At 58.4% G+C, this 22,131-nt stretch carries 15 protein-coding genes; 6 read left to right on the plus strand and 9 right to left on the minus strand.

The window, feature by feature from the left end:
* Positions 1 to 88: 88 nt before the first annotated feature.
* On the minus strand, positions 89 to 1,711 hold the full coding sequence (gene ligD / locus VGN12_03210; protein ID HEY4308438.1) for a non-homologous end-joining DNA ligase: 1,623 nt from the start codon (positions 1,709 to 1,711) through the stop codon (positions 89 to 91).
* Positions 1,712 to 2,133: 422 nt separating this feature from the next.
* Here ligD and VGN12_03215 point away from each other — a divergent pair, with 422 nt between their 5' ends.
* Together VGN12_03215 and VGN12_03220 are read left to right on the plus strand one after the other, a co-directional pair.
* A complete protein-coding gene (locus VGN12_03215) occupies positions 2,134 to 2,859 on the plus strand; it encodes a polysaccharide pyruvyl transferase family protein (GenBank protein ID HEY4308439.1) in 726 nt (241 codons plus the stop codon).
* 21 nt (positions 2,860 to 2,880) lie between these two features.
* Entirely contained in the window at positions 2,881 to 4,710 is a 1,830-nt protein-coding gene (locus VGN12_03220; protein HEY4308440.1) for a hypothetical protein, read from the plus strand.
* A gap of 95 nt (positions 4,711 to 4,805) precedes the next feature.
* Here VGN12_03220 and mug read toward each other — a convergent pair whose 3' ends face one another.
* Positions 4,806 to 5,345 (minus strand): G/U mismatch-specific DNA glycosylase, encoded by a 540-nt coding sequence (gene mug / locus VGN12_03225; GenBank protein HEY4308441.1) that lies wholly within the window; start codon positions 5,343 to 5,345, stop codon positions 4,806 to 4,808.
* A 119-nt stretch (positions 5,346 to 5,464) separates the two neighbouring features.
* Positions 5,465 to 6,556: an alkene reductase gene (locus VGN12_03230; protein HEY4308442.1), complete on the minus strand. Its 1,092-nt coding sequence runs from the start codon at positions 6,554 to 6,556 to the stop codon at positions 5,465 to 5,467.
* Positions 6,557 to 7,151: 595 nt separating this feature from the next.
* Here VGN12_03230 and VGN12_03235 point away from each other — a divergent pair.
* Together VGN12_03235 and VGN12_03240 are read left to right on the plus strand one after the other, a co-directional pair.
* Positions 7,152 to 7,793: a sigma-70 family RNA polymerase sigma factor gene (locus tag VGN12_03235; protein HEY4308443.1), complete on the plus strand. Its 642-nt coding sequence runs from the start codon at positions 7,152 to 7,154 to the stop codon at positions 7,791 to 7,793.
* Entirely contained in the window at positions 7,774 to 11,217 is a 3,444-nt protein-coding gene (locus tag VGN12_03240; GenBank protein HEY4308444.1) for a protein kinase, read from the plus strand. The genes VGN12_03235 and VGN12_03240 overlap by 20 nt, the downstream gene beginning before the upstream one ends.
* Positions 11,218 to 11,343: 126 nt before the next feature.
* On the opposite strand, the gene VGN12_03245 is transcribed toward VGN12_03240, so the two are convergent.
* The 4 genes from VGN12_03245 to VGN12_03260 form a co-directional block, all read right to left on the minus strand.
* Positions 11,344 to 13,407: an alpha/beta fold hydrolase gene (locus VGN12_03245; GenBank protein ID HEY4308445.1), complete on the minus strand. Its 2,064-nt coding sequence runs from the start codon at positions 13,405 to 13,407 to the stop codon at positions 11,344 to 11,346.
* A 134-nt stretch (positions 13,408 to 13,541) separates the two neighbouring features.
* The gene (locus VGN12_03250) at positions 13,542 to 14,804 is read right to left on the minus strand and encodes a hypothetical protein (protein HEY4308446.1); all 1,263 of its coding nucleotides are present in this window, start codon (positions 14,802 to 14,804) and stop codon (positions 13,542 to 13,544) included.
* A gap of 195 nt (positions 14,805 to 14,999) precedes the next feature.
* The gene (locus VGN12_03255) at positions 15,000 to 16,682 is read right to left on the minus strand and encodes a serine hydrolase (protein HEY4308447.1); all 1,683 of its coding nucleotides are present in this window, start codon (positions 16,680 to 16,682) and stop codon (positions 15,000 to 15,002) included.
* A 679-nt stretch (positions 16,683 to 17,361) separates the two neighbouring features.
* Positions 17,362 to 18,180, minus strand: a complete 819-nt coding sequence (locus tag VGN12_03260) for a hypothetical protein (protein ID HEY4308448.1) — start codon at positions 18,178 to 18,180, stop codon at positions 17,362 to 17,364.
* A 445-nt stretch (positions 18,181 to 18,625) separates the two neighbouring features.
* On the opposite strand from VGN12_03260, the gene VGN12_03265 reads away from it, so the two are divergent.
* The gene (locus VGN12_03265; GenBank protein HEY4308449.1) at positions 18,626 to 19,105 is read left to right on the plus strand and encodes a hypothetical protein; all 480 of its coding nucleotides are present in this window, start codon (positions 18,626 to 18,628) and stop codon (positions 19,103 to 19,105) included.
* On the plus strand, positions 19,081 to 20,022 hold the full coding sequence (locus VGN12_03270) for a TlpA disulfide reductase family protein (protein ID HEY4308450.1): 942 nt from the start codon (positions 19,081 to 19,083) through the stop codon (positions 20,020 to 20,022). The genes VGN12_03265 and VGN12_03270 overlap by 25 nt, the downstream gene beginning before the upstream one ends.
* A 122-nt stretch (positions 20,023 to 20,144) precedes the next feature.
* Here the strand turns inward: VGN12_03270 and VGN12_03275 are convergent, their stop codons facing one another.
* Together VGN12_03275 and VGN12_03280 are read right to left on the minus strand one after the other, a co-directional pair.
* Positions 20,145 to 21,005, minus strand: coding sequence for an abortive infection family protein (locus tag VGN12_03275; protein ID HEY4308451.1), 861 nt, complete (start codon positions 21,003 to 21,005; stop codon positions 20,145 to 20,147).
* A gap of 275 nt (positions 21,006 to 21,280) precedes the next feature.
* The gene (locus VGN12_03280; GenBank protein ID HEY4308452.1) at positions 21,281 to 21,478 is read right to left on the minus strand and encodes a helix-turn-helix transcriptional regulator; all 198 of its coding nucleotides are present in this window, start codon (positions 21,476 to 21,478) and stop codon (positions 21,281 to 21,283) included.
* Positions 21,479 to 22,131: the final 653 nt, after the last annotated feature.

Raw genomic sequence — 22,131 nt, forward strand, 5'->3', positions numbered from 1 at the left:
ACCCTGGCAACGGGCGCTCTATGCTAGCAACCGAAAGTAGCTTGGATACCCCGCCGTGTGCCAAGTCGAAATCGTTCCGCCGCGTTGATCACAGCTGCAGGCGCTTGAGCATAGCCTTGGTGATTGATTGGCGGACGTCCGCGATATCGGCCCACGGATCGTGCTTCAGCTTCGCGAGTCGCTCCACGGTATTCGCGATCGTAAACTGATCCGAGTGCATGCGCGGCGAAAGGTCGTCCCAACCGATGGGCATGCTGATCGGAGCCGAGGGACGCGCGCGCGTGGAAAACGGTGCGACGGCCGTGGCCCCGCGCCCGTTGCGCAAATAGTCAATGAACACTTTTCCCCGGCGGGCGGATTTGCTCATGGTGGCAATGAATCGGTTGGGGGCCGCATGAACGATAAAATCGGCGACCAGCTTGCAGAACGTTTTGGCGTCATCCCATTCCGTGCGCGCCGCGATCGGCACAACAACGTGCAGCCCCTTGCCTCCGGTGGTTTTGAGGAACGTCGTAAGTCCCAACTCTTCCAGGACCAAACGCACGGCCTGGGCGGCACTGATCACCTCGGGCCAGGCAACTTGCGGATCGGGATCGAGGTCGAAGATCAAGCGATCCGGGCGCTCGAGCTTTTTGGCCTTCGAGCCCCACACGTGGATTTCCAACACGTTTAATTGCACGAGCTCGATCAGGCTGGCCGTGTCGTTGATCGTCAAATTATAATCGGCCTTCGACGTGAGCGAGACGTCAACCGGCTTCAGGTGTTTCGGTGCTCCTTCGCCAGGATGCTTTTGAAAGAAGCAGGGTTTTCCACAGCCCGCCGGGCAACGCACGATCGCCAGCGGCCGATCGATGACGTGCGGCAACATCCACACGGCAACCTGTTGGTAATACTCGGCCAGGTCGCGTTTAGTGTATTCGTCGTCAGGATAGAGAATCTTTTCGGGATGAGTGAGGTTGACGCCGCGGATAACGTCGGGGGCCGTAGCACGCTCTTTCGGTTTGTGATCGCGAATGGAATGTTTGGCGGCGCCGACTTTCCGGGCATGCGCTTTTGACGTGCCAGCCCGAGCGCCCGCGGTTGCCTTTTTTGCGGGCATCTTTTTGTGCCGCGTTTCGCCGCCTGGCCCCCAAGTGCGATCCGCCTGGGCCGCGATTTCGTCGAGATCACGTTTCGTCGCGACGCTCAGTGGCTTGGCCTCGGTGATTGAATTCTTCGAGTCCGCGAACTCGTCCCGTTCCTTGAAGAGAAACCAGTGACGCTCGTCAGCGGCATCCGTTCTTCCGCCGCGGCGAACGAGCATCCAGCCACCGCGCAGCTTCTCGCCGTGCAGAACGAACTTCAGCCGACCTTCGCGGTAGGCTCGTCGGAAATCCTTTTCGACGGGCTGCCACGTCCCCCGATCCCAAAGCATCACGGTTCCACCGCCGTACTCGCCGGCGGGAATGATGCCCTCGAAGTTGGCATATTCGAGTGGATGATCCTCGACCTGCATGGCCAATCGTTTCACGGCCGGATCGGTGTCAGGCCCCTTGGGAACGGCCCAACTTTTCAGAACGCCATCCATCTCGAGCCGAAAATCGTAGTGCAAATGCGAGGCGTCATGTTTTTGCACGACGAAGATCGGAGCTTCGTGTTTCGTGATCTTCTTCCCACGCGGTTCGGCGGTGCGCGAGAAGTCTCGCTTGCGTTGGTATTCACGAAGTCCCATAAGACCTGACCGTGAGCAAGGTGAAGTTGGCGCTTGGGTCGAGCACGGTTATTGCACAGGCCAATTCTACGTTGCTCGGCCAGACGGGGCGAAACCGGACGGAGGGCGTGCGGCGCCCAGGGGCCTGCTCGTCTCAACTGGTCACTTGTGGTTTCAATAACAGGAGTTGTCCCTCGGCTCCGTGCAAAAGCGGCCGACGTCGTCGCTTGATCTCGGCCCCTGGCTTGCTGAGCCGTCGACGCCGCCACGCCCTCATTGCGGCAGCGCGCCAGTTGGAAGCCGTGGTGATCGTGCGTTGTGAAATCAAGCCACCGCTGAAGCACAAGGCGGTCGTCGTCGCAGTGGATTTCTCCTTGATCGCAGGAACCGTGTTCTGCACTGTTGTCCCGGTAGTTCGATCGCAGTCTCGCGAGGTAATGTCAATGAAGTACACCTCGGGTCTAACCTCGCTCCTGGGAAAGCGCGTGGGCTATGTTCGTCCGCTGGGAAATGTCGGCGACGACCTGATCGAACTGGCGATGACGCAATTGTTCGCGGAATTCGGCGTCCGCTGGTCGCTTTGCGATTTGCCGCGTGTTGCCGATTTCGATCTGCTGGTCTTTGGCGGCGGAGGCAACATGGGCACCCGCTACATGAACAATTACGAGCTACGAAGAAAGGCCTTGGCGGCCGGTTTACCACTGATCGTCCTGCCGCAATCGTTTGCCACTCCGGAAGAGGGAGCGTTCCAGCGCGTCTTCGTGCGCGAACGCGAGAGCTTGCGACTACACCCGGCGGGCATATTGGCCCCGGATCTGGCGCTGGGCTTGGCCTGGCCTGCACCGGGGCGCGCGACGAAGGACCTGGGCGTGTTTCTCCGTCGCGATCGCGAACGGAAAGGCACCCGGCAACGGCTGTTCGCTCGCGATCCGGTCAAGCTTTGCAGGACCGTCGGGCCTTATCTTGCCTTGGCTGCCGCCCATCGACGGATCATTACCGACCGGTTGCACTTCGCGATCGCTGGCTTGCACGCCGGTCGTGACGTAATGGCGTTGGCGAACGATTACCACAAAAACCGCTCGATGCATGACACCTGGCTCGCGGACCTCAGCTGCCGATTTGCTGGCAGCCTAGAGGAAGCCCTTCCGAAGAACCGACGCGCGGCCTAACGATCGATCAGGAGTTCATCCTTGGCTCATCTCGCACTTGCAATCGATTGCGACCACACCCGGCGCCGCGAATTCTCTGGCCGCGTGCAGAAACTGTTCGGTGATCTCCCTCACGCCACGATACACACCGCGGAAGCCGGCGACCTGACGTGCGTATGGGGTTGCAGCGACAACGCGCCGGTCAGCGTCCACCGCAACGCCGACTCGCTGGCCATCCTGATCGGCTATGCCATCGACGACGCAGGCACCTGGCTCACCGCCCAAGATCTGGCCGCACGGTGGCGCGACCCGGCAGCGGCTTCGGACACATTCGATGGCTATCACCTGGGCCTTGTGTATGACAGCAGGCGCGGGCTGGTCACGGGCATCGATCCGTTTGGCCTGTTCCCGCTGTACTTCGCGGAGTTGGGAGCCAAAGGCGATAGCGTGCTTTTGGCGTCCAGCACTCCTGAAGCCATCGCGGCGCACCCACGGTTTTGCTTTACGATCGACCGACTCGGCCTGGCCGGCATCCTTTTCGGACATGGCCTGATGGATAATCGGGCATTGCTCGCCGGAGTAAGGCGGGTGGCCACCGGGCATCAACTGCGATGGACGATCGAAAAGGGAAGCGATCTGGTAGAAACGTATCATCCGATCCCCAGCCCACCGCCGGCGGACGAATCACCAGCGGACTTACGAGAGCGCATCGGAGCGGAGTTTCTCCGCGCAATCCGCCGTCACCGTCCGGGAAATTCCGAAACGTCGATGCTACTGTCCGGCGGTCTCGACTCGCGGCTGGTGGCAGCCTCGCTTGTCGAGAGCGGAATCCCCACGCGAGCACTCATTCTCGGCGAGCCGGGCGACCACGAAGTGATTGCCGGCAGTTCCGTAGCCACGCAACTAGGGCTTACGCAACAGATCATTCCCACCGAATCGAGCAGGATCGATTTCACAAGCGCTGTGCGAGAGACCGTCCGTTTCGGTCATCTCAGCTCGGCTCCCAGCCCCGAGGATTTTGCCGAAGGATTGGCGCTGGCATCGTCACCGGGTCGCTATTTCTGGTCAGGCATGTTGCTCGATCGGGTCTTTCAACCGTTGTGTTTCCTGAGTGGCCGCGATCAGGCGGGAGGTTGGTCCTTCGAGCGGCTCGTGTGGGCGATGAACCGCTGGGGCGTGGCCAGGGCCCGACTGGTTGCGATGCTGGGGAATGACGGTCGCGAACTCGTCGACGCCGTCGTCGCTCAAGCAAGAGTCGCATGCATGAGCGGTCGGCTGCCACCACCCGTTCAGTCCGCTCTGGTGAGATGGGATCAACGCATCAGAAACCACATCGGATCGGTGTTGCATCGCACGACGTTCAACTCCTGGCCCCTGCTTCCGGGCAACGATCGGCAACTTGTAGAATCGATTCTTGGGCTACCGCCCACGGCATATCAGGGCCGCGGGCTGGAAGCCGACATCCTGACGGCGATGCGCCCCGATCTGTCGAGAATCCCCGTGGATGGAAACTCGTTTTCGTTTTTGAGGCTCTCGCAGCGACAGGCCCGCCTGGGCCGAGTGGGGCGCCTGATAAGCAAAGTCGATCGCCACCTGCGCGCTTACTACTGGTTGCGGATGCGTGGCTTCGACCCGCGACGCTATTCGCGCCTGTTCAACATCGACCATCCGCGCTGGCGCGATCTTCGCCGCACCGCAGAGCCATCGCGGTCTCGCCTGTACGGCATGCTCGATGCTTTCGAAGTGGACCGAATTCTGCCCAAGCCCGAGGCGCAGACCCGTTTCTCGAATCCGATCGACGGCGGCAGCCCGATTCGTTTGCTGACAGGCTTAGCCCTGTGGGCGGATCGACCGCATCTCGCAGCCGGCTAAAGTGCAGCCTGTGTATCACGTCGGCCAGTTTCGAGCGTGCTATCCCAGGACGGCGGGACAGCTGCGATACAGATTCTATTCGAGATAACGGGCGGCTATACTGATTCTCGTTCGCCATTTTGCGCCGATTGGTACAGCGCTTCGTGCAACTCGCGATAGGCCTCTACCAGACGAGCGAACGTAAAACTTCGGTTGAGGCCGCTCGGGTTAGGAAGAATCCACACAATCGTGCCTGCGAACTCGGTTGATTGCCGTCCCCAGTCGGGAGCAGCTTGCCCCGTCATCGCAGCAAACGCTCGCTTGCCAAGAAAGGCCACAGAGCGCGGCGCGTATCGGCGCATCTTGGCCTCAAACCTGCGACGAACCATTTTGAACTCGCCATGCCGTACTTCATGGGCTCGTTTTGTCGGCCGTTCGACGACGGCCGTGATGCCGCAGCGGTATTTGAGTAGCCGCCGCTCATGTTCGGGATCAATACGCGCGTCAGTAAACCCGGCCTGATGCAGCGCAGCCCAAAAGCGATTGCTGGGATGTGAAAAATTGTGACCCGATACCGCGGCACTCAGAGCCGGATTGAGACCGCAGAAAATGACGTCGAGATCTTTGGCGAGAATATCCGGACTGTACTTGCTCACGCTGGCATCAGTCTCTGCTTGGCATGGGAATCAGTCGCACTACCGCGGTCTGTGAATAGAGAATTCTGCCTTCGCCGAGAAGTCATTAAAAGAGTCCCGGCACATGTCACCTCGCCAGGTCATGTCTGCGCGAAAGCCGGAAAGTCCGTGTATCCCTTTATCCCAGTGGGCGACTGCCAATCGGCCTGTGATGCCGGTTCGGCAAGCGGCCAATCGTTTCGGAATCGGTCCACGAGGTCCGGATTACTAATGAAGGGCCGCCCAAAGGACATGAGGTCGGCATCCCCATTGGCGATTGTCCTTTCTGCCGTTTCCTTGGTGTATCCGCAGTTTCCCATGAGCGGGCCATGGAAGATCGTGCGAAATTCGGCCAAAGTCATCGGTTGGCCAAGTTGGTGGAAGCCGAAGGCCAGCCCGTCTACCACGTGCAAATACGCCAGCCCGAAACGGTCGAGTTGCTGGGCGACAAACGTAAACTGCTCGCGGTAGTCCGGCGATCCCATGTCGTTATAGGTCCCATTAGGAGCGAGACGTACGCCAACGCGGTGGGCCGGCCAGACCGACGCTACCGCTTCGACCACTTCCTGCAAGAAGCGGTAACGCTTTTCGACACTTCCGCCATACTCATCGCTGCGATGGTTGGTTTTCGACTGAAGGAATTGATCGATCAAGTAGCCATTCGCGGCATGGATTTCGACCCCATCGAATCCAGCTTTCTTGGCTCGCTCGGCGGCTCGCCCATAGTCCGTCACGACGCGCGGAACCTCTGACGTGACAAGTTCTCGCGGGATCTCATGCGGTTGTTTGCCGAGCGGCGTGTGGATATACGGCTCGTTGATTTTAATGGCTGACGAAGAAACAGCGGGCTGGCCGCCGTGGAAGCTGCTGTGGGATGCCCGCCCGGTATGCCATAGCTGGAGGAAAATCACGCCACCCCGGTCATGTACGGCGCGAGTGGTGAGCTTCCAGCCATCCGTCATCTCGTTGGTGTAGATACCTGGCGTCTCGTTCCAACCGTTGGCCTCGTCCGAGATGGTGACGGCTTCGCTGATGATCAGTCCCGCAGAACTGCGCTGTGCGTAGTATTCGGCCATCAGGGAATTCGGCAGGCGCGCAACGCCTGCCCTGCCGCGGGTCATGGGGGCCATGACAATCCGGTTCCGCAGATTCAGGTCATGCAGACGGAACGACTGAAAGAGCACGCTGTCCATCTCTTACTCCTACCTTGATGCATTCGAAACCATGCGGCTTATCCGTAGTCAATGCCAATGGAACCGCTCATGAAAAAAGAAGCAAGATGCCGAACGTCAGATCCCGCGGGGGCCGAGACCGTCGTTCGATCATCGATAATTGCAGGACATAGACGCAAAGAGAGTGCGATGCGCGGTGTCATTTATCGACACATCACGTTGCTCCTGGTAGCCGCGTCAGCTCAAAGTCGAGCGTTACTTCCCCTCTTCGAATTTCAAGCATCGGAGCATAGTCGTGCGCGCATACGCGTAGATGGCAGCACGTCGCTCGTCGGCGTGCTGTTTATGGAACCCGTAGGGAGTAGTGGAAGTGGGGGCAATGTTGCCCACCATCGTTTGGATCCTCGCCCTCAGAACCGCAGTCGCCAGACGCGCCGGGTGTTCCTTGGCATGGACGTCTCGCCGCCCGCCGCCCTCTCCGCAAACGGGGGGGGCGACCCGCTTTTGAGTTCGCGAAACTTACCACAAAATGTTCACCAGGTGGACGGTTTATTGGCCATAATAGCTGCGGTGTAACAAGTCGTTCCGCTGCTTGTTTCCGCGTTTGGGGCCGTGAATGTCGTTATCGTCCGCAGATGACCGCGCTGTCGGTCCGCCTCTTGCCCATTCAATTGCCTCGGCCCAGGGCGGGTCGTATGGCGCACTCGGTCAGTTGTTCGACTTCTATCGCGACTACCTTTTGCGGGTTGCGAACGACGAGTTGCAGACGAACCTGGTCGCCAAGGTAGCTGCCTCGGACCTGGTGCAGGACACATTCCTGCAAGCGGGCCGCGACTTCCGTCGATTCACAGGCACGACCGAAGCAGAATTGAAAGCGTGGCTGCGGCAGATCTTGCTGCACAACTTGCAGGACGCGCAACGACGCTTCCGGACGACACAGAAGCGCGATGTCGCACTCGAAGTGCGATTGCCGTCGACGGGATCCACCTCAGCTCGTCCACTGCATTTGGCATCCCAGTCCCCCTCGCCCAGCCAGCGCATCGTCACGTCTGAGACATGCGAGGCCGTGCAGGCGGCGCTTCGCAAACTGCCGCCTGACTACGCCCGCGTGATCGAACTGCGCACGTTCGCCGGATGGCCTTTCGATCGTGTCGGAGAATCGCTGGGGCGATCGGCCGAGGCGGTACGGAAGCTATGGGGTCGCGCCATCGAACAACTTGCCAATGAGCTTGCCTCGTATGTCAACGATGGACGATGACTCGCTCGATGATCGGATCGTGGATCGCCTGGTCGCGCATCAGGAACTGCACGATGCCGGGCTGACGATGGGCGACGAACAGGCCCATGTGTCATCATCGATCGCAGATAACGATTTGCCTCCGGAACAGGCCGAACGCCTGGCGCGCGCAAAACTCTGCATCGATCTGCTGGCCGCCGTCGGCAGTCAGCCAGAGTCGCGCGCGGAGCGATCACACATTGGATCGGAGACGACCCCGTTCCCACGCCCGCGACAGTTAGGGCGTTTCGAGATTCTCGATGAGCTCGGTTCGGGCGGTTTTGGCATCGTGTATCGCGCCTGGGACCCGCGCACCGAACGGCACGTCGCGATCAAGGTCCCCAAGATCGAGGCCATGCTCTCGAAGGAGCTGCAGGCCCGTTTCGAGCAGGAAGCACGAGCCGCGGCCAAACTCGATCATCCGCACATCGTGGCCGTGCTCGAAGCCGGGCTCGACGGCATGTTACCGTTCATCGTTTCACAGTTCTGTCCCGGCATGACGCTCAGCGACTGGCTGCACAAAAAAACAGGGCCGGCCTCGCCGCGCGAGGCCGCCGAGATCGTTCGCAGCCTGGCCGAGGCGGTGGCTCATGCGCACGAGCGCGGTGTCATGCATCGTGATATCAAGCCCGGCAATGTACTGATGGTGGCCGCGCGTCACAGCGCCGATGAGCGACAGCCAGAAGCCATGATCCCGAAGCTGGTCGATTTTGGTTTGGCGAAGCTGGCCGACGCTGAGCAGAACATGACGCAAACCGGGACACTGCTCGGCACCATTCGCTATATGGCGCCGGAAATGGCGGCGGGTGCCCGCAAACAAGCAGGGCCATCGGCAGACATCTATAGCTTGGGCGCCGTCCTTTATGAGTTGTTGGCTGGCGTGCCCCCCTTCGCCAACGCCAGCGACCTGGAGGTGCTGCGCAACATCAGCACGCACGAGCCGTCGCGTGTCCGCGCGATGCGGCCCAAGGTGCCGGTTGACCTGGAGACAATCTGCTTAAAATGCCTGGAAAAGAATCCGGTTCGCCGGTACCCAAGTGCCCAGGCACTGGCCGATGACTTGCAGCGATTCTTAGACGGCCGGCCGATCAAAGCGCGCCGGGTAACGTCGATCGAAGTCGTCGGCAAATGGGCGCGACGCCGACCGGCGGTCGCGGCGTTACTCACGGTATCGTTGCTCTCGATCGTCGGCGCATTGGTCGGCGTCAGCATCTACAACGTGCATCTACGGGATAGCGCGGCGCAAATCGAGGCGACCAACCTGCAACTGCGCGAGATGACCGAGCAGGCCCAAATCAGTGAGCGGCAGGCTAAAGCCAATGAACGCCAGGCCAAGGACTTGCTTTACGTCGCGGACATGCAGTTGGCACAACAGGCCTGGGACCAAAACAATATCGCCACTCTGGAAGAAACCCTTGGTCGTCATGAACCGAAGAACGGCGAGCCTGATCGTCGTGGCGTGGAGTGGTACTACCTGGCGAACAAGCTGAAGGACGATTCACTGGTTCTGAAGCTCAAGGGGGGCGTCGCCAACTGTGTCCGGTTTAGTCCCGACGGGAATCTGATCGCTACGACGAGCCACGATGGCTTTCTGCAACTGTGGGACGCCGCAACCGGAGAATTGCGCGCCACCATGGCCGAGCCGCAACGAGCCGAACTCAATGGCGCGTGCTTTTCTCCCGACGGAAAGATTCTGGCCGTTGCCAGCAATCGACGTCGCGTTTTGTTGTACGACGTCGAACAGGGCAGCCTCATCGCAATGCTCGAAGGGGGCCATAACAAATGGGTGGCCGACGTCGACTTTTCGCCTGCCGGAGACGTACTCGCTTCGGTAGGAGCGGACGGACAGATTATCTTGTGGGATTGGCAACGTCGTGAGAAACGGAAAAGCATCGTCGCCTACGATAAAGAGTTGCGTGCCATTCGCTTCATCGCCGACGGCCGGCTTGCCGTGGTCGCTGAAGAGTGGGGAGCTCCGAGAATCTGGGATCTCGAATCTGACCGGGTTGTTTCTTCGTTAAGCATGAAAACGCCGCGCGAGGGAGACTCGAAGATTTGGCCTCGTACGCTCGCCTTGAGCCACGATCGCAATCGCCTCGCCGTGGCGCATGTCAATGGTGGTTTCCGGCTATGGGATATTTCCAACCCGAGTGATCCGCAACTTATCAAGGCTCATGACGACGGATCGTGTCGCGCGGTGGACTTTATCGATTCGGATCGCATTGCAGTCGGCTACGATGATCAATTGGTTCAAGTCTGGTCTTTGCATACAGATCAACCGCCGAGGCTGCTGCGCGGACATCAATTGCAGTTAACGTGCGGCTCCTGCTCGCCCGATGGCAAACTCATCGCCGCCGGATCACGCGATGGCACAGTGCGAATCTGGAGTACGGAGCCTCGCGATGAGGGAAAGGTAATCGCACACGTCCCTGGGCCTTTCGAAAGACTTGCCATTGCGCCACTCGGCGATGAGATCGCGCTGGCGTTTAAAAAGCCGGCTGCAGTAATTTGCATTCATCCGCAAACGGGGATATCGACGCGCCCAGCATTGACAGCCGTCGAAGGTTCGCCGTATGCGATGGCGTACTCGCGCACAGGGAAATACCTGGCGGTTGCAACCGTTAACGGATTTGTGCATATCTTTGAAGCCGGGCAATCCACTCCGCTATGGAGTACTGTGTGCAGCACGCTAGAGGCAAAACCTGTACTTCGCTTCTCGCCGGTTGAGGACCTGTTGGTCGTTTTAGCGGACCAACGCGTCCTGGCCATCGACGTACCGAATCGCCACATTCACTGGCAACATCAGTTCAAAATCGGATTGTGGAGTTTGTCCTTTCGGCCTGACGGAAGTCTTCTGTACGTCGGCGATCACCTGGGCGGAATCACGGAATTTCGAAGAGCCGACGGCGTCATCAAACGCAAGTTCGAGGAGCATCGAAATCCTGCGGAGGGGTTGGCGATTTCTCCCGACGGCAAACATCTCGTTTCCACGAGTCCCGATCGGAAACTACTGCTGTGGGACCTGCCCGCCGGCCAGGTGCTGCGCCACTTGCCGACCACGGAGAAGAAAACGACTAACCCTGGCTTTACCTCTGACGGCCGCACAATCATCGCCACGGAAAATGATTGCACTCTCACCTTCTGGAATGTGGGCACCGGACAACGTGTCTTACACCTGGGTCCGTGGGGGGACGGCCATGTGTTGTCGTGGCAACTGTCTGCGGACAATCAAGCCTGTTATTTTGCGGATGCACAAGTCAAAGTAGATTCGCCAAGCATAACCGTGCGGGCGTTGTCCTTTCCGCATGCCGCTTCGAAAAGCCACGCCATTTCAGAACCTAGCAACGACGAGTCAGCGAACCTGCCGTCGGCCGATCGTCGTGTAATTGCAAGCGATCCGAAGTGATAGAATTCCGGCCGCTGCGGCACCTTCGTGTATGGTTCGCTGAGTCTCTCATGTGCCCCGGGCCGGTTTGTGCTCGGTCATAACTTCAGCCGATCTGTTCCGGCTGATCCCCTTCACTCAAGAATCTCACGATTTAGCTTTTGCGTAGGGCGCCAGCTCGGGGATGAGTTCCGATCCGGCGGGGACTTGCAGGTTTGCCCCTTCGAAGTCGTTAGCCGTTGGCTCGAAGCGGCCTCCTAAATGCTTGTGCAGGAATTGCTCGGCCACCGCCCAAAACGAGATCCAACTCTCCGGTTGACTATAGTCGTGTCCCTCATCGGGGTAGATGAGGTAAGTCACGTCTTTGCCATGCTTCTCAAGCGCCGAAACAAAGAGATCAGATTGTTGCTTGGGGACCACGGCATCCTTACCGCCATGCGTCACCAGCAGCGGGCTCGTCACGTGCTGGGCCGCGTGCAGCGGCGACTGCCGGCGCAATAGCTCAAGTCCCTCGGGAGTTTTGGGATCGCCCAAGCGCTGCGCTGTGTCGCGCGAAAACAGGGTCGTGCGGCGGGCGAAGAGTTCCAGGTCCGACAGCCCATACATCGCCACCCCGCAGGCAAACTCGTCGGGATAAAAGGCCAGCGAAGCGAACGTCGAAAGCCCACCGAAGGACCAGCCCCAGATGCCGACCTTCTTTGGTTGGGCAATGCGCTGGTCGACCGTCCAGTGTGCCACATCGACCAGGTCCTGCTGCATCTTGCCTCCCCACTCGCGCCAGCCTTGCTCCAGGAACGATTTGCCAAAACCTCCGGCGCCACGGAACTCGACGCGGAGCGCTGCGTAGCCGCGGTTGGCCAGCAATTGCAGGCAGCGGTTCGTCAGCCAAGAATCCCACGGGTAGGCGGCCTCGGGACCACCGTGAACGAACAACAGCGTCGGCAGCGGTGTGTCAGGCAAGCCGTCGGCGTTGGCATCGCTGCCCAGAGGCAAATAGAGATGGCACGGCAGCCGTAGTCCGTCGCGCGTGGTGGCCACATGCGAGGATCGCTTAGCTAGCGGAAATCGATCGAGCGCGCGGTTGGCCGCAAAGAGTGGTTCGACGGTCTTTTGAGATCGCTTATAAACGTGATATCGGACTGGTTCGCCGTCCAGCGGAGCGACTAGCCACGCGCGATCCTGCGCACTGATCCCGAGCGTGCCAAACGGTCCGCCGAAGCGCTCTTCGAGCAGCGCAAAGTCACTCCGCACCGACTCGTCGATTATGTACCGGCGGAGTCGATCGAATTGCGCAGCGCCGGCCAGCACCCGCCCCGTCACGCGATCGGCAACCGCGATGGGACGCATATCAGCATCGGCGTCCGTGGCCAGGACGGTTTCGCGCCCGGTTGCCAGCTCGACGGACAACAGAGCGGACTTGTCGCGACCCGTGTTGTCGACCAGATACATAACGTCGCCCGCCGCATCAATGCCGATGACGCCTTGGACGCCTGCGCCGGGTGCGCGCCCGGCATTGGAACGATCGACGTCGAGCGTTCGCAAGGCAACCCACTTGTCGTCGTCCGTGCGGCGCAGCAACTCGAGGGTTCCGTCGAAACCGAGCCTTTCTGCGACACGCGGCCGGAACCTGGCGTCGCAGTATACGGTGCGGAATTCTGCCCGTTCCATGACGAGCGATTTTTCCGCAGTCGCGAGATCGATCTTCCACAGGTTGTGAACCCGCGGGTCGCGGTTATTGAGCGCCACGAGCGCCTGTCCAGGCAACTCGCTGCTCAGTCGTTCGAGTCGCGCACTGACGTTTCGAAGGGGCGTCAAGTCGATCGATGAAGTGCCTGCGGCATCGCAACTTGTCAGCCGCACACCGTCGCGAACCTGCTGCTGCACGAGCAGACGCTGACCGTTGGCCGACCACCACAGTCCCAAGGGTTGCCCATGATCGAGTAGCGGCACGCGAGTGCGCGCTTCCAGATCGCCCACAGGCGCGACCCAGGCCGATCGCGTTGCCCCCTGCACCTCGATGTAGGCGATCCGTTCTCCATCGGGACTAAGAGCAGCGACTGGTCGGTCCGTGTCAGCAAATAGAGCCCGGCGCGGGATCAGAGGTGTTTCTGCGCTCGCATGCGCGGAAGCAAGAACCACCAGGCAGACGACAACCGCGTCGCGCCGCGCGTGCTTACAAACAATTCGCGAAGTCCATTCGACGAAAGTCATGGCATCTCCTTGATGACGTTGCGATAACGTTCAGGTCGACGCGGTCCCGCTGGGCCTGATGATATCAAGGCATTCCTGGCGAACACAGGAAAGCACAGCCCACGGCCTGATTAGGTGCGCAACAACCCGTCGAATTATTCCGACTCGCCCTTTTCCTTCCGCCTCGGCTCGATGATCTGGCGTTTTGCGGTTTTAGCGATGTACGTTCCGAGTCCCTCTCGCCAGATGAAGGCCATCGCTTCTCGGATGACCTCGCGAATTTCAGACTCAGAAGGTGGCGGATCTAGTTCACCGAATTGCGATGCTTGCTCGGCCATACGCTGCTCCAAGGCCTCCAATAGCCCCTCCTTGTCTTGGAACGGCGTAAGGTCAAATGCTGAGTACCAATCCCAGGACAACTCGTCACCTGGGGATGGCTCGACCTTTCGCACTCGATAGGCTTCGTAACCAAAAGGCCCAGACCTTACCTCCTCGACGATGCCGAGACTTGGTCCATCGACAAGTACGAAATCTTCATTCTTGGCGACGTTCTTTGTGCAGTCACTCCCGGCGGATTTCTGCCGATTTACGACATACCTGTTCATACCACTCGGTGTGATGCCACTGAGCTGATGAGCGCGGTCGAGCAGGCACATAGCCAGCATGCCACAACTTGCGAACCCGCTAGAAAATTGCACGTACGGTCGCCCGTGTATGGGTCGAAGGAAGTCAAGATGAATGTTCCCGCTCGCTTCGCCGAATCCCTTAAGGTACGTGTATTTGAGCGATGTTCGCTCCAGTGACGTCGCTCTATTTAGTGCGATCTCGAGTTGATGGCTGAACGAGACATTTCGCCTGTTCAGGCCGTTTCTCTCCATGTACCAGAAATGCGATTGCGCCCCAATCTCATTCTCGACAACGTCAAGTTCGCCAATGATAGAGTCTAGGTTGGCTTTAGCGATCTTGCTCGGTTGACCAAAGAAGCGAATCTGTTCGCGAACCTTTCCGTTCTGCCGGAAGAGATCCTGGAGCAAAAGAAAGTGGTAAAAAAAGTGCGATTCGTTTGTCAGCGAAAAGTTGATCAACAGGACTAGGGCCTCTGACAGTTTGCGCTGCCAAAGACTTTGTTCATCGACGAATGATTCAAGCACGAGCCGGTCGACGCCATTGAGGTTCTCCAGCGGGCGGTCAAAATCTGTCGACGTCTCAATTTTCTTCCAGCGGTCCATCGCAAAAGCTGACTTCTGCACCTCGACCAGTATTCGCAATAAAATAAAGTTACGACTATTCCCTCTGTCAAAATGCACATGCTGCGGCAGTTCTGCAAGAGGAATCAGCGATTCAAGAAACGTCGCGGTCCCATTCAGCGCAATCCCTATGAACAGATCGCGATAATCTCCGATGTCTTTAGGTTCCATGAGAATCTTCTCGGCATTCCTCTAGGTGAGCACGGTGCCGTCGCTGACGCGAAATCAATCGGAACCGTATTAAGCCGGCTGGCTGAGTGGCGATCTAGCAATCGAAGACGAGAGACCGAAACATCACTTTCAGGGGCGCGGTTAGAACTATCTCTCTGCTGGCCGAGCACGTGCATCGGCAGTGTGGTTGTTCTCCTACGGCCGCTTCTCGAGTCGGATTCCGCGGACGCGCCATAGATCGACCGTTGCGGCATGCACCCGACCGTTGTCATCCCGTAAGAACTGAATAATGCGATTGTCGTCGTTGCTGCGCTCGTGCGGTACGAAGCGGTCAGTCGTCGTTGGGTCCAAGCGTTCCCAGCGACGATTATTCACCTGTAAGTGAAGGCTTTCCTCGCGAACTACGAAGCGGTAGGCAGCGAGCAACTCCGCATTGAAGTAGGTGCCGGCATACTCCCCTAGCTTCTCCTCATTAACCGGAGAGAGTGTTATCGGGCGGCACTCGGATTTCCAACCATCGCCGTCCGAGATCGTCAGCAAAAACGGTCCGTCCGACGCGGTGCGTCGAAACTGCAACGTGTCGCCGCTCTTATCGTGAGCGCGAAACAGCGTGGCGCTCAACGGCTCGAGCGGGATGCGATGGTGTACGTAATCGTGGTAGATCAAAGTGCCCTCGGAAATCTCGATCGTACATACCCGTCGGTCCGCGAGTTCGTAGGCACCGACCTTGTCTTGCAACTGTTCAACCGGAACTGACACGACCGGCCCCTCTCCGATCGAAGGCGGCGTCGATGCCGGCTCGGTGAAGTCCGACGTTAAAAGCCGATCGGCAATCCGCTTGGCATGAACGAACGGGTTGAGATCCGAGTTGCTGAGGCAAATCACCGAAAATCGCTGGTTCGGATAGCGCACGACGGCAGCCTGGACGCCTGGCATGCCGCCGGTGAACTGAATCCGCGTGAGCCCGCGATAGCCGCCCGTCGGTTCCATGTCGAGCACGTTGCGATTATCGAGCAACGTCCCTGTCGCGAAGAACTGATCGAGAAGCGGCCCGCGAGTCAGCCGGTTTAAGTCGAAGTTCGCCAGCCAGCGGATCTGGTCGTCGATACATGACTTCAATCCACAGCCCCCAACGACACGGGCGTTGAACGTCCACCGACGGTATCCGCCGCCGCGCCGCTTGTCATAGCCCACGACACGGTTAGCAACGGGGAATGTGGGGTCATCTTCAAAAAATGTCCGAGTCATCTTCAACGGCTCGAACAGATTCTCACGGGTGAACTCGGCAAGACTTTGGCCGCTAACCCGTTCGATGATCAGGCCCAGTAGCACGTAGTCGGAACTGCTGTATGCGAATCGCGATCCAGGCGCCGTTGCCGCCTTCCACCGCGTCAATAGTGCCAATATGTCTGCACGCGTATAGGCGTCTTCCAGGTTCCAGCCGGCAAGTTGCATGGCAAACCAATAGTCAGGCAGACCACTTTCGCATCGCACCAGGTGCCGAATGAGGATGGGGGGATTGCGAGGATGCATCTCCGGAACGTACTTGCAGATGTCGTCATCCGGTCCGATTTTGCCCTGATCCAACAGAATGGCTAGGGCTGCACAAACGAATGACTTCGCGATCGACCCCATCTCGAAGATGGATGTCGTGGTGATCGGCGCACGGTCGTCGAGATTCGCCGAACCGAAGCCGCGAGCGGCGATAATGTTGCCGTCTCGAATGATCGCCACGGCGCCGCCAGGCACGTCGAGACTGGCCCAAGCGTGGAATTGCTCAGCGGTTTCGTTGTCGACGGCACCATCGTCGGCCCAAGCGTAGTGAGCGGCAACGACGACTGCGACAAAGAACAGCAGCCCTTGGAAACGCGGTTTCATGAAGCCAGCGTAACAAAGTCAAAAGACGTTTGCTTCGGGCCGAATGCGTTCCGAGCAACCTCGCGCTGCCTGGTGATAGGTCGAGGCCGGATTCAAATCACGACCGAGCAAAAGTCGACTGGCCAGTTGAACTGGAATTATCGACTGAGGAATCTCGCGCAACGCCTTTGAGCCAAACGAGAAACGGCTCTCACGTGAAAATGCATTGAGCCGACATGAACCAAAATCGGGGCGACAGGATTTGAACCTGCGACCTCTTGACCCCCAGTTTGACTTTACGATTTTCGTAAGTCGGTAAACGGTGGTCTCCCAAACACTTGTGGCCATCATAATCTCGCGATTTGGTGGCGTAAATGGCGTGTTTGGCAACGATGCCGTGATTTTAGCGTGCATTTTCACGCTCGCAGCGCGACCTCTTAACTCTGGTCGAGACCCACCCATGAAGACAACCATCGGGTTCGTCATCGTCCTCTTCCTCGTGACACCGATCGCTTCGCCTACAGCGTCCTGGAGCCGCTGTCCGTCACGCTCGGGGGTGGCCGATGACCACATATCATGAACTCGTAGAGGCTCTGCGGTGGATGTTGATCCGGCAAGAGCCGGGGACCGATCTGGACGCCGTTCGCCAGATGCTGAAGACGCTGTTGGTTGAATGAAGTGTCCGGCGTGAACAACGCCATCAGGGAAAGTCAAATGCGACTGCGGCGGGCTCGGCCTTGAGTTCAATCTGACCTGTAGTGGGCGACAGCAAGACGCCACGGGGCAGGTACACGTATCCCGTTTTGCCTTCTCTGGCGATGGATAAGGTCTCGTCGTCTGGTGGCACAATCTGCATGACGCCATTGTCACTAATCGACACGTGGCCTCCCCCATCGATCCTGAAGCCAGGGAATTCGACTACAATTCGCCCACGTTTATCAGTCCGGATTCTTAGGTTCTTACCGTTGAAGTTGGAGGATAGGTGGGTATTGTCCTCTTTTACTTCGCTGACGCTGGAATCGGTTGCCGGACGATTGGCATTGCTTGTCTGCTCTTCAGACACCGCCTTGTCAGCCACAGCTTTTGCGCGCGCAATTTGCGCTTGCAGCAGAAAGTCCTGCGCCCGCAAAACCTCGATTGCAGTGCCTTTAGCGCTCGTCCGTCTTTGCTCACTCTGCTCTACTATAAGACGTGCATTCTCGATTGCCTGATCGCACACCTTGATACGATCCTGCTTAGTTTCAGCGTATTCGAGGCGCGCGGCGAGTAGTTCGCGTTGTGCTGTCAGGACTTCCACATACTCAGTACGTCCATTTTCAAAGTGCTTTTTCACGAATGTGCAAACTTGTTCCAAAAGCGCTAACCGCTTCTGTTCGAGTTCTTTTACGGTGGCCTGTGGTGCTTCTGCGCGGGGTTCTGGTGGCGCTTTCGTCTCAGCTACCTGCTGACTAGACGACACTTGCCACAAACAAATGCCAAGTGCCAAACAACCGACAGCGACCAGCGCATACCGCTTCATGAGTGTCCCTCCAAAAAGAGAGCGTGAAGAGTCGATCGACACAGCGGAAAGTCGTCCGCACCAGGACGTTTAAGTTTATTGAGTGCCAGAGTGGCGTGTCAAATGCACCCAACAGCCGGTAAAAGTCGCCCGACGATGGTTGCCGGCGTCGGGCATCCTTGACGCCTGCGGCTGTGATCGGAGGAGCCGGATGCTGGATGCTGAAGACCCTTATGCTGGAATGACGATCGCCGCGAACGAACTGGAACTAGCGGCGGCGGGTCTTGGGAGATTTGGCGCGTTGAGGCCATTTTGCCATTCGACATGACCGCACGGCGATTCTAGCAACCATATTCCGACGATTCCGTAGAAATCTTGTTAGCTGCGGGCCAGGAACGCATGTAGATTTGAGCACATGCGCGGGCGATCCGTCTATTGACTCATCTATCTACAATGGAGGGATTCCATGACGATATTGCGAAGGGCGTTAACTGTTGCTTTGGTTAGTATCGCAGTCTTGCATCTAGCTTTGGAGTACGCTTGCTGCCAAGAACCGAAGGACAATACGGTAGATCGTGACGAGGAAATCTATGGCAAGTACACGATCGGTCCGAAGTCTTCCACACCGCTCGACATAGCAGTTACGGAGTTCAACGACAAAGCGTCGGATCACGCCTTCAATTCCGACCAGCCTGGGCGCCAGCGGGAACTAACCGAGGGTGACACGCCCCAGTCGTTGACGGTCGAGGAGCTTCTCGCGGCGATCAAAAACCGTGACCGCACAAAGGACCCGCAGCCCGAGCGGACCAGCCAGCTTTTCGAGAGCATCCTCAATACGAAGCACCTGCCGCCCCACAGCGTACTTGGCTTCCGCGATGGCTGGGTTGCGCTAACCGAGGAGGACGGCAGAGAGCGGCGCACGTGGAATATTCACTTAAAGACATGATGACGGGCAAGAATCAGGGGATGCAGTTCGCCATTCGTGAGCAGGAGTTGGATCGGCGGAAGTGTCTCAAGCCGCGACCCGGATTTCGGTGGATACAAGAGCCGCAGCCGCGCGCGAAGACAGGGAATTGGGCCGGTTGGTATGACCACAACGTGAAGGTGTCATTCGACCAGAACTCTGCGCAGGCCTTTGTCGTGAACACCAATCGTTCGGCGGAGGTGTTTTCCCTGCAAGTCGTGGCTTTTGACGAGCGAGAAGAACGCTACGAGTTGGATGGCCGTGCGGTGGGCGCCTATGGGCGATTCATCGCTGAGAGTTTTCGCCTTGATCCCGCGCAGCTACCGCCGGACCGGGTGAAGTACGTGGGCATCGAAGGGGTAACCCGCCAGGATCAGGCCGCGGTTGCTCGGCGGCTTGCCCAGTTGGCAGAGGCAGAAGGTAATAATGTGCTGCCGCTTCCCAAGATCGACGAGCCGTTTGACTTTGTGCTCACGGCTGGCAATCGGCGCATTGAGTCTGCGCAGCTGCGGGGTAAGGTCGTCGTGATCGACCTGTGGGCCAGTTGGTGCGCACCGTGCTTGAAGTTGATGCCGGAGATGAAGGAGTTGTACGCGCAGTGGCACGACAAGGGTCTGGAAGTGATCGGCGTCAGCTTTGACCAGGATGAGGGGCAGGCTCAGGCCGTTATCGACCGCATGCAGCTCCCCTGGCCGTCGAGCACCCTGCCAGCGGATTGTACGGCCCGCAAATTATGGGACAGCCGCGAGGGTGTCACGTACCTGCCGACCTTATTAGTCGTCGATGCTCAAGGGATATTGCGAATGGAGTTGGTCAACGATGCGCAAAAACTTGCCAAATGCGTCGAGGGTTTGTTGTCCACGCCTTCGACGCCGGCCGTAGATGGTCAGAAGAAGTAAGGCCGCCGCGTTGTTCTTAGGCAAAAAGACGACAAGAGGGGCAGGAACCTGTCACGGCCGATTGGCCGCCACAAGGGCAACCTATGTCAATCTAGCGGCGGGATTGCCAAATTCAATCAGGCTCACTCGCTGTGATGTTGATGCGTCTCGAATAGGAACTTCGCCAGCACGCACGCCGCGCCCGAAGCGAGTCGCGCGTGTCGTGGAGTCAAGCCTTTCGCGCGTCCATCGCGCCCGTGGCCCGTGCCGTATGAGTTCCGTAGTTCGGCAAGGCTCTGAGTGATTGCCGCAAGCTGGCCGAGTAATTTGCGAATTGTGTCCGCCGCTTTGGCTGCTTCGGGGATGCCATCCGGAACCAGTTTCAATTCTTCACGGGTTCGCTTGACGAGTTCCATCAACTCCCATTTCTTGTCGATGACTACATTCCGGTCCGCCAAGATTGTCTTGCAAACAGTTTCGATAAGTTCCTTGGACGTACCGATTGCCAAGTCCGGATCATCTTCAATCTGATTCTCGATTCGTTCGATCTGTTGAATCAGGTTCGGGGCGTCGATCCTCGTGGCTTCTTCCTTCAGTTTTGCGGCCACTGGCAACCCGGCAATAGGAACCAAGCGTCCATCTTGGTAGTCGAAGCCATCGCGGCGGATAATCGCTGTCAGGCTCTTGAAATAGCGCTCTTGTGCGTCGTTTAGCCAACGGCCGGGATTTGGAACTTCCAACTCGGCCAGCACTGCCGCATAGACGGCTAGGAACTTTCGCACGTCGGCCCATTTGCCGAAGTCCAAGGTCGCATAATATTGCTGTACCAGAGAACGCCGCGCGCCCGAAGTGCTCGGCACGAAACTCAGGTCACAAGCTATGTCGGCGCAATCAAATTCCTGTTCGATTGTGCGCAGCGTTGTGTTGACGAAATACTCTTGTAGTTCGTGCCGCGCTTTTTTGCTGACTAGTTCGGCCTTGGCCGGCAGAACGACCATGTTCATCACCTAATCCTGAATTCACAGTAGACACCCCCGGATTCTAGCAGGTTCGGTGCCTGATTCATCGTGCCGAGCTATACTTGAAGCATGGCCATCGACGCTGAAAGCGCAGGAATCCTCATCGGCAACGGCTTAGACGTTCCGACTTCTCTTGCAGGGTCCGTGATTGAAGATCAACGGCCGCCAGTGCCGCTGAGCCGCAAGGATCGAACGCTGCGAAGCTATGGCATGCTTGCTGGAATATTGGCGTTCCTTGCCTGGACAATCTGGCGAAGCCTTTAGCGGCCTACCCTCTTCAGCCGCAAGCCGAAATAGTGGCAAAGGTCGGACGCCTTGCTCAACGACAATTCGCGTCTGCCACTCATAAAGCGCGACATTGCTGCCGTATCAATACCCGTGGCCTTGCAAATCGCGTATTTGCTTTCGCCGCTCTTTTTGACTTCCCGCCGGAGTTGGTCGGCAAGATCGACTTTCATGCTACTTGCAACCTCCGGGAATCAAGAATCCGGTGGATAGCTGCTGCCGACCAAGCCCGGCCCTCTTTCGTCGGGGCGCCCGATGCCGTGAGTTCGTGGGCAATCTGGCGCAGGCTTCTACCGGACGCCCGTAGCTCGCGCATCCGGTCAATGGTGCCTTGTTCGGCCGAGTTTGGGACAAGCCGTTTTCCATCGGCCGCAAGATCGTATCCGTAACGGAGTCGGCCACAGCGTTGGCCAGTCTTGATCTTGTGGCGTAGGGCTTCCCGCGTCCTTTCGCCCGTTGTTTCCCGCTCCCACTGCGCGACCGACAACAGGACGTTGAGCACCAAGCCGCCCGCTGCCGTTCGCGTGTCGATGCTGTCCTGGACGCTGAAATGCTGCTTGCCAGCTCGTTCAAAGCGGGCTCGCTGCAACTTGATCCATCCGTGGCCAGAAGTATTCTCATTGCACATTGTCCTCGCTTTTAAGCGTCCCCCTCAGCCGAAAACTCAAGCAGGCGGGCCAGGATCGTCTCCGTAATTGTTATGAGATCCACCATCACGTAACGTGCTTGCCAATCGCGGCTCATAAGACCCATAACTGCGCGCGAATCCTGGCGGTAAATGTGCGGTTGGGCGCGCAAGAACGTGCGGCGTCGCGCACTTCGACGC

It is taken from the genome of Pirellulales bacterium (genome assembly GCA_036499395.1).
In the GTDB taxonomy this organism is placed as follows: domain Bacteria; phylum Planctomycetota; class Planctomycetia; order Pirellulales; family JACPPG01; genus JACPPG01.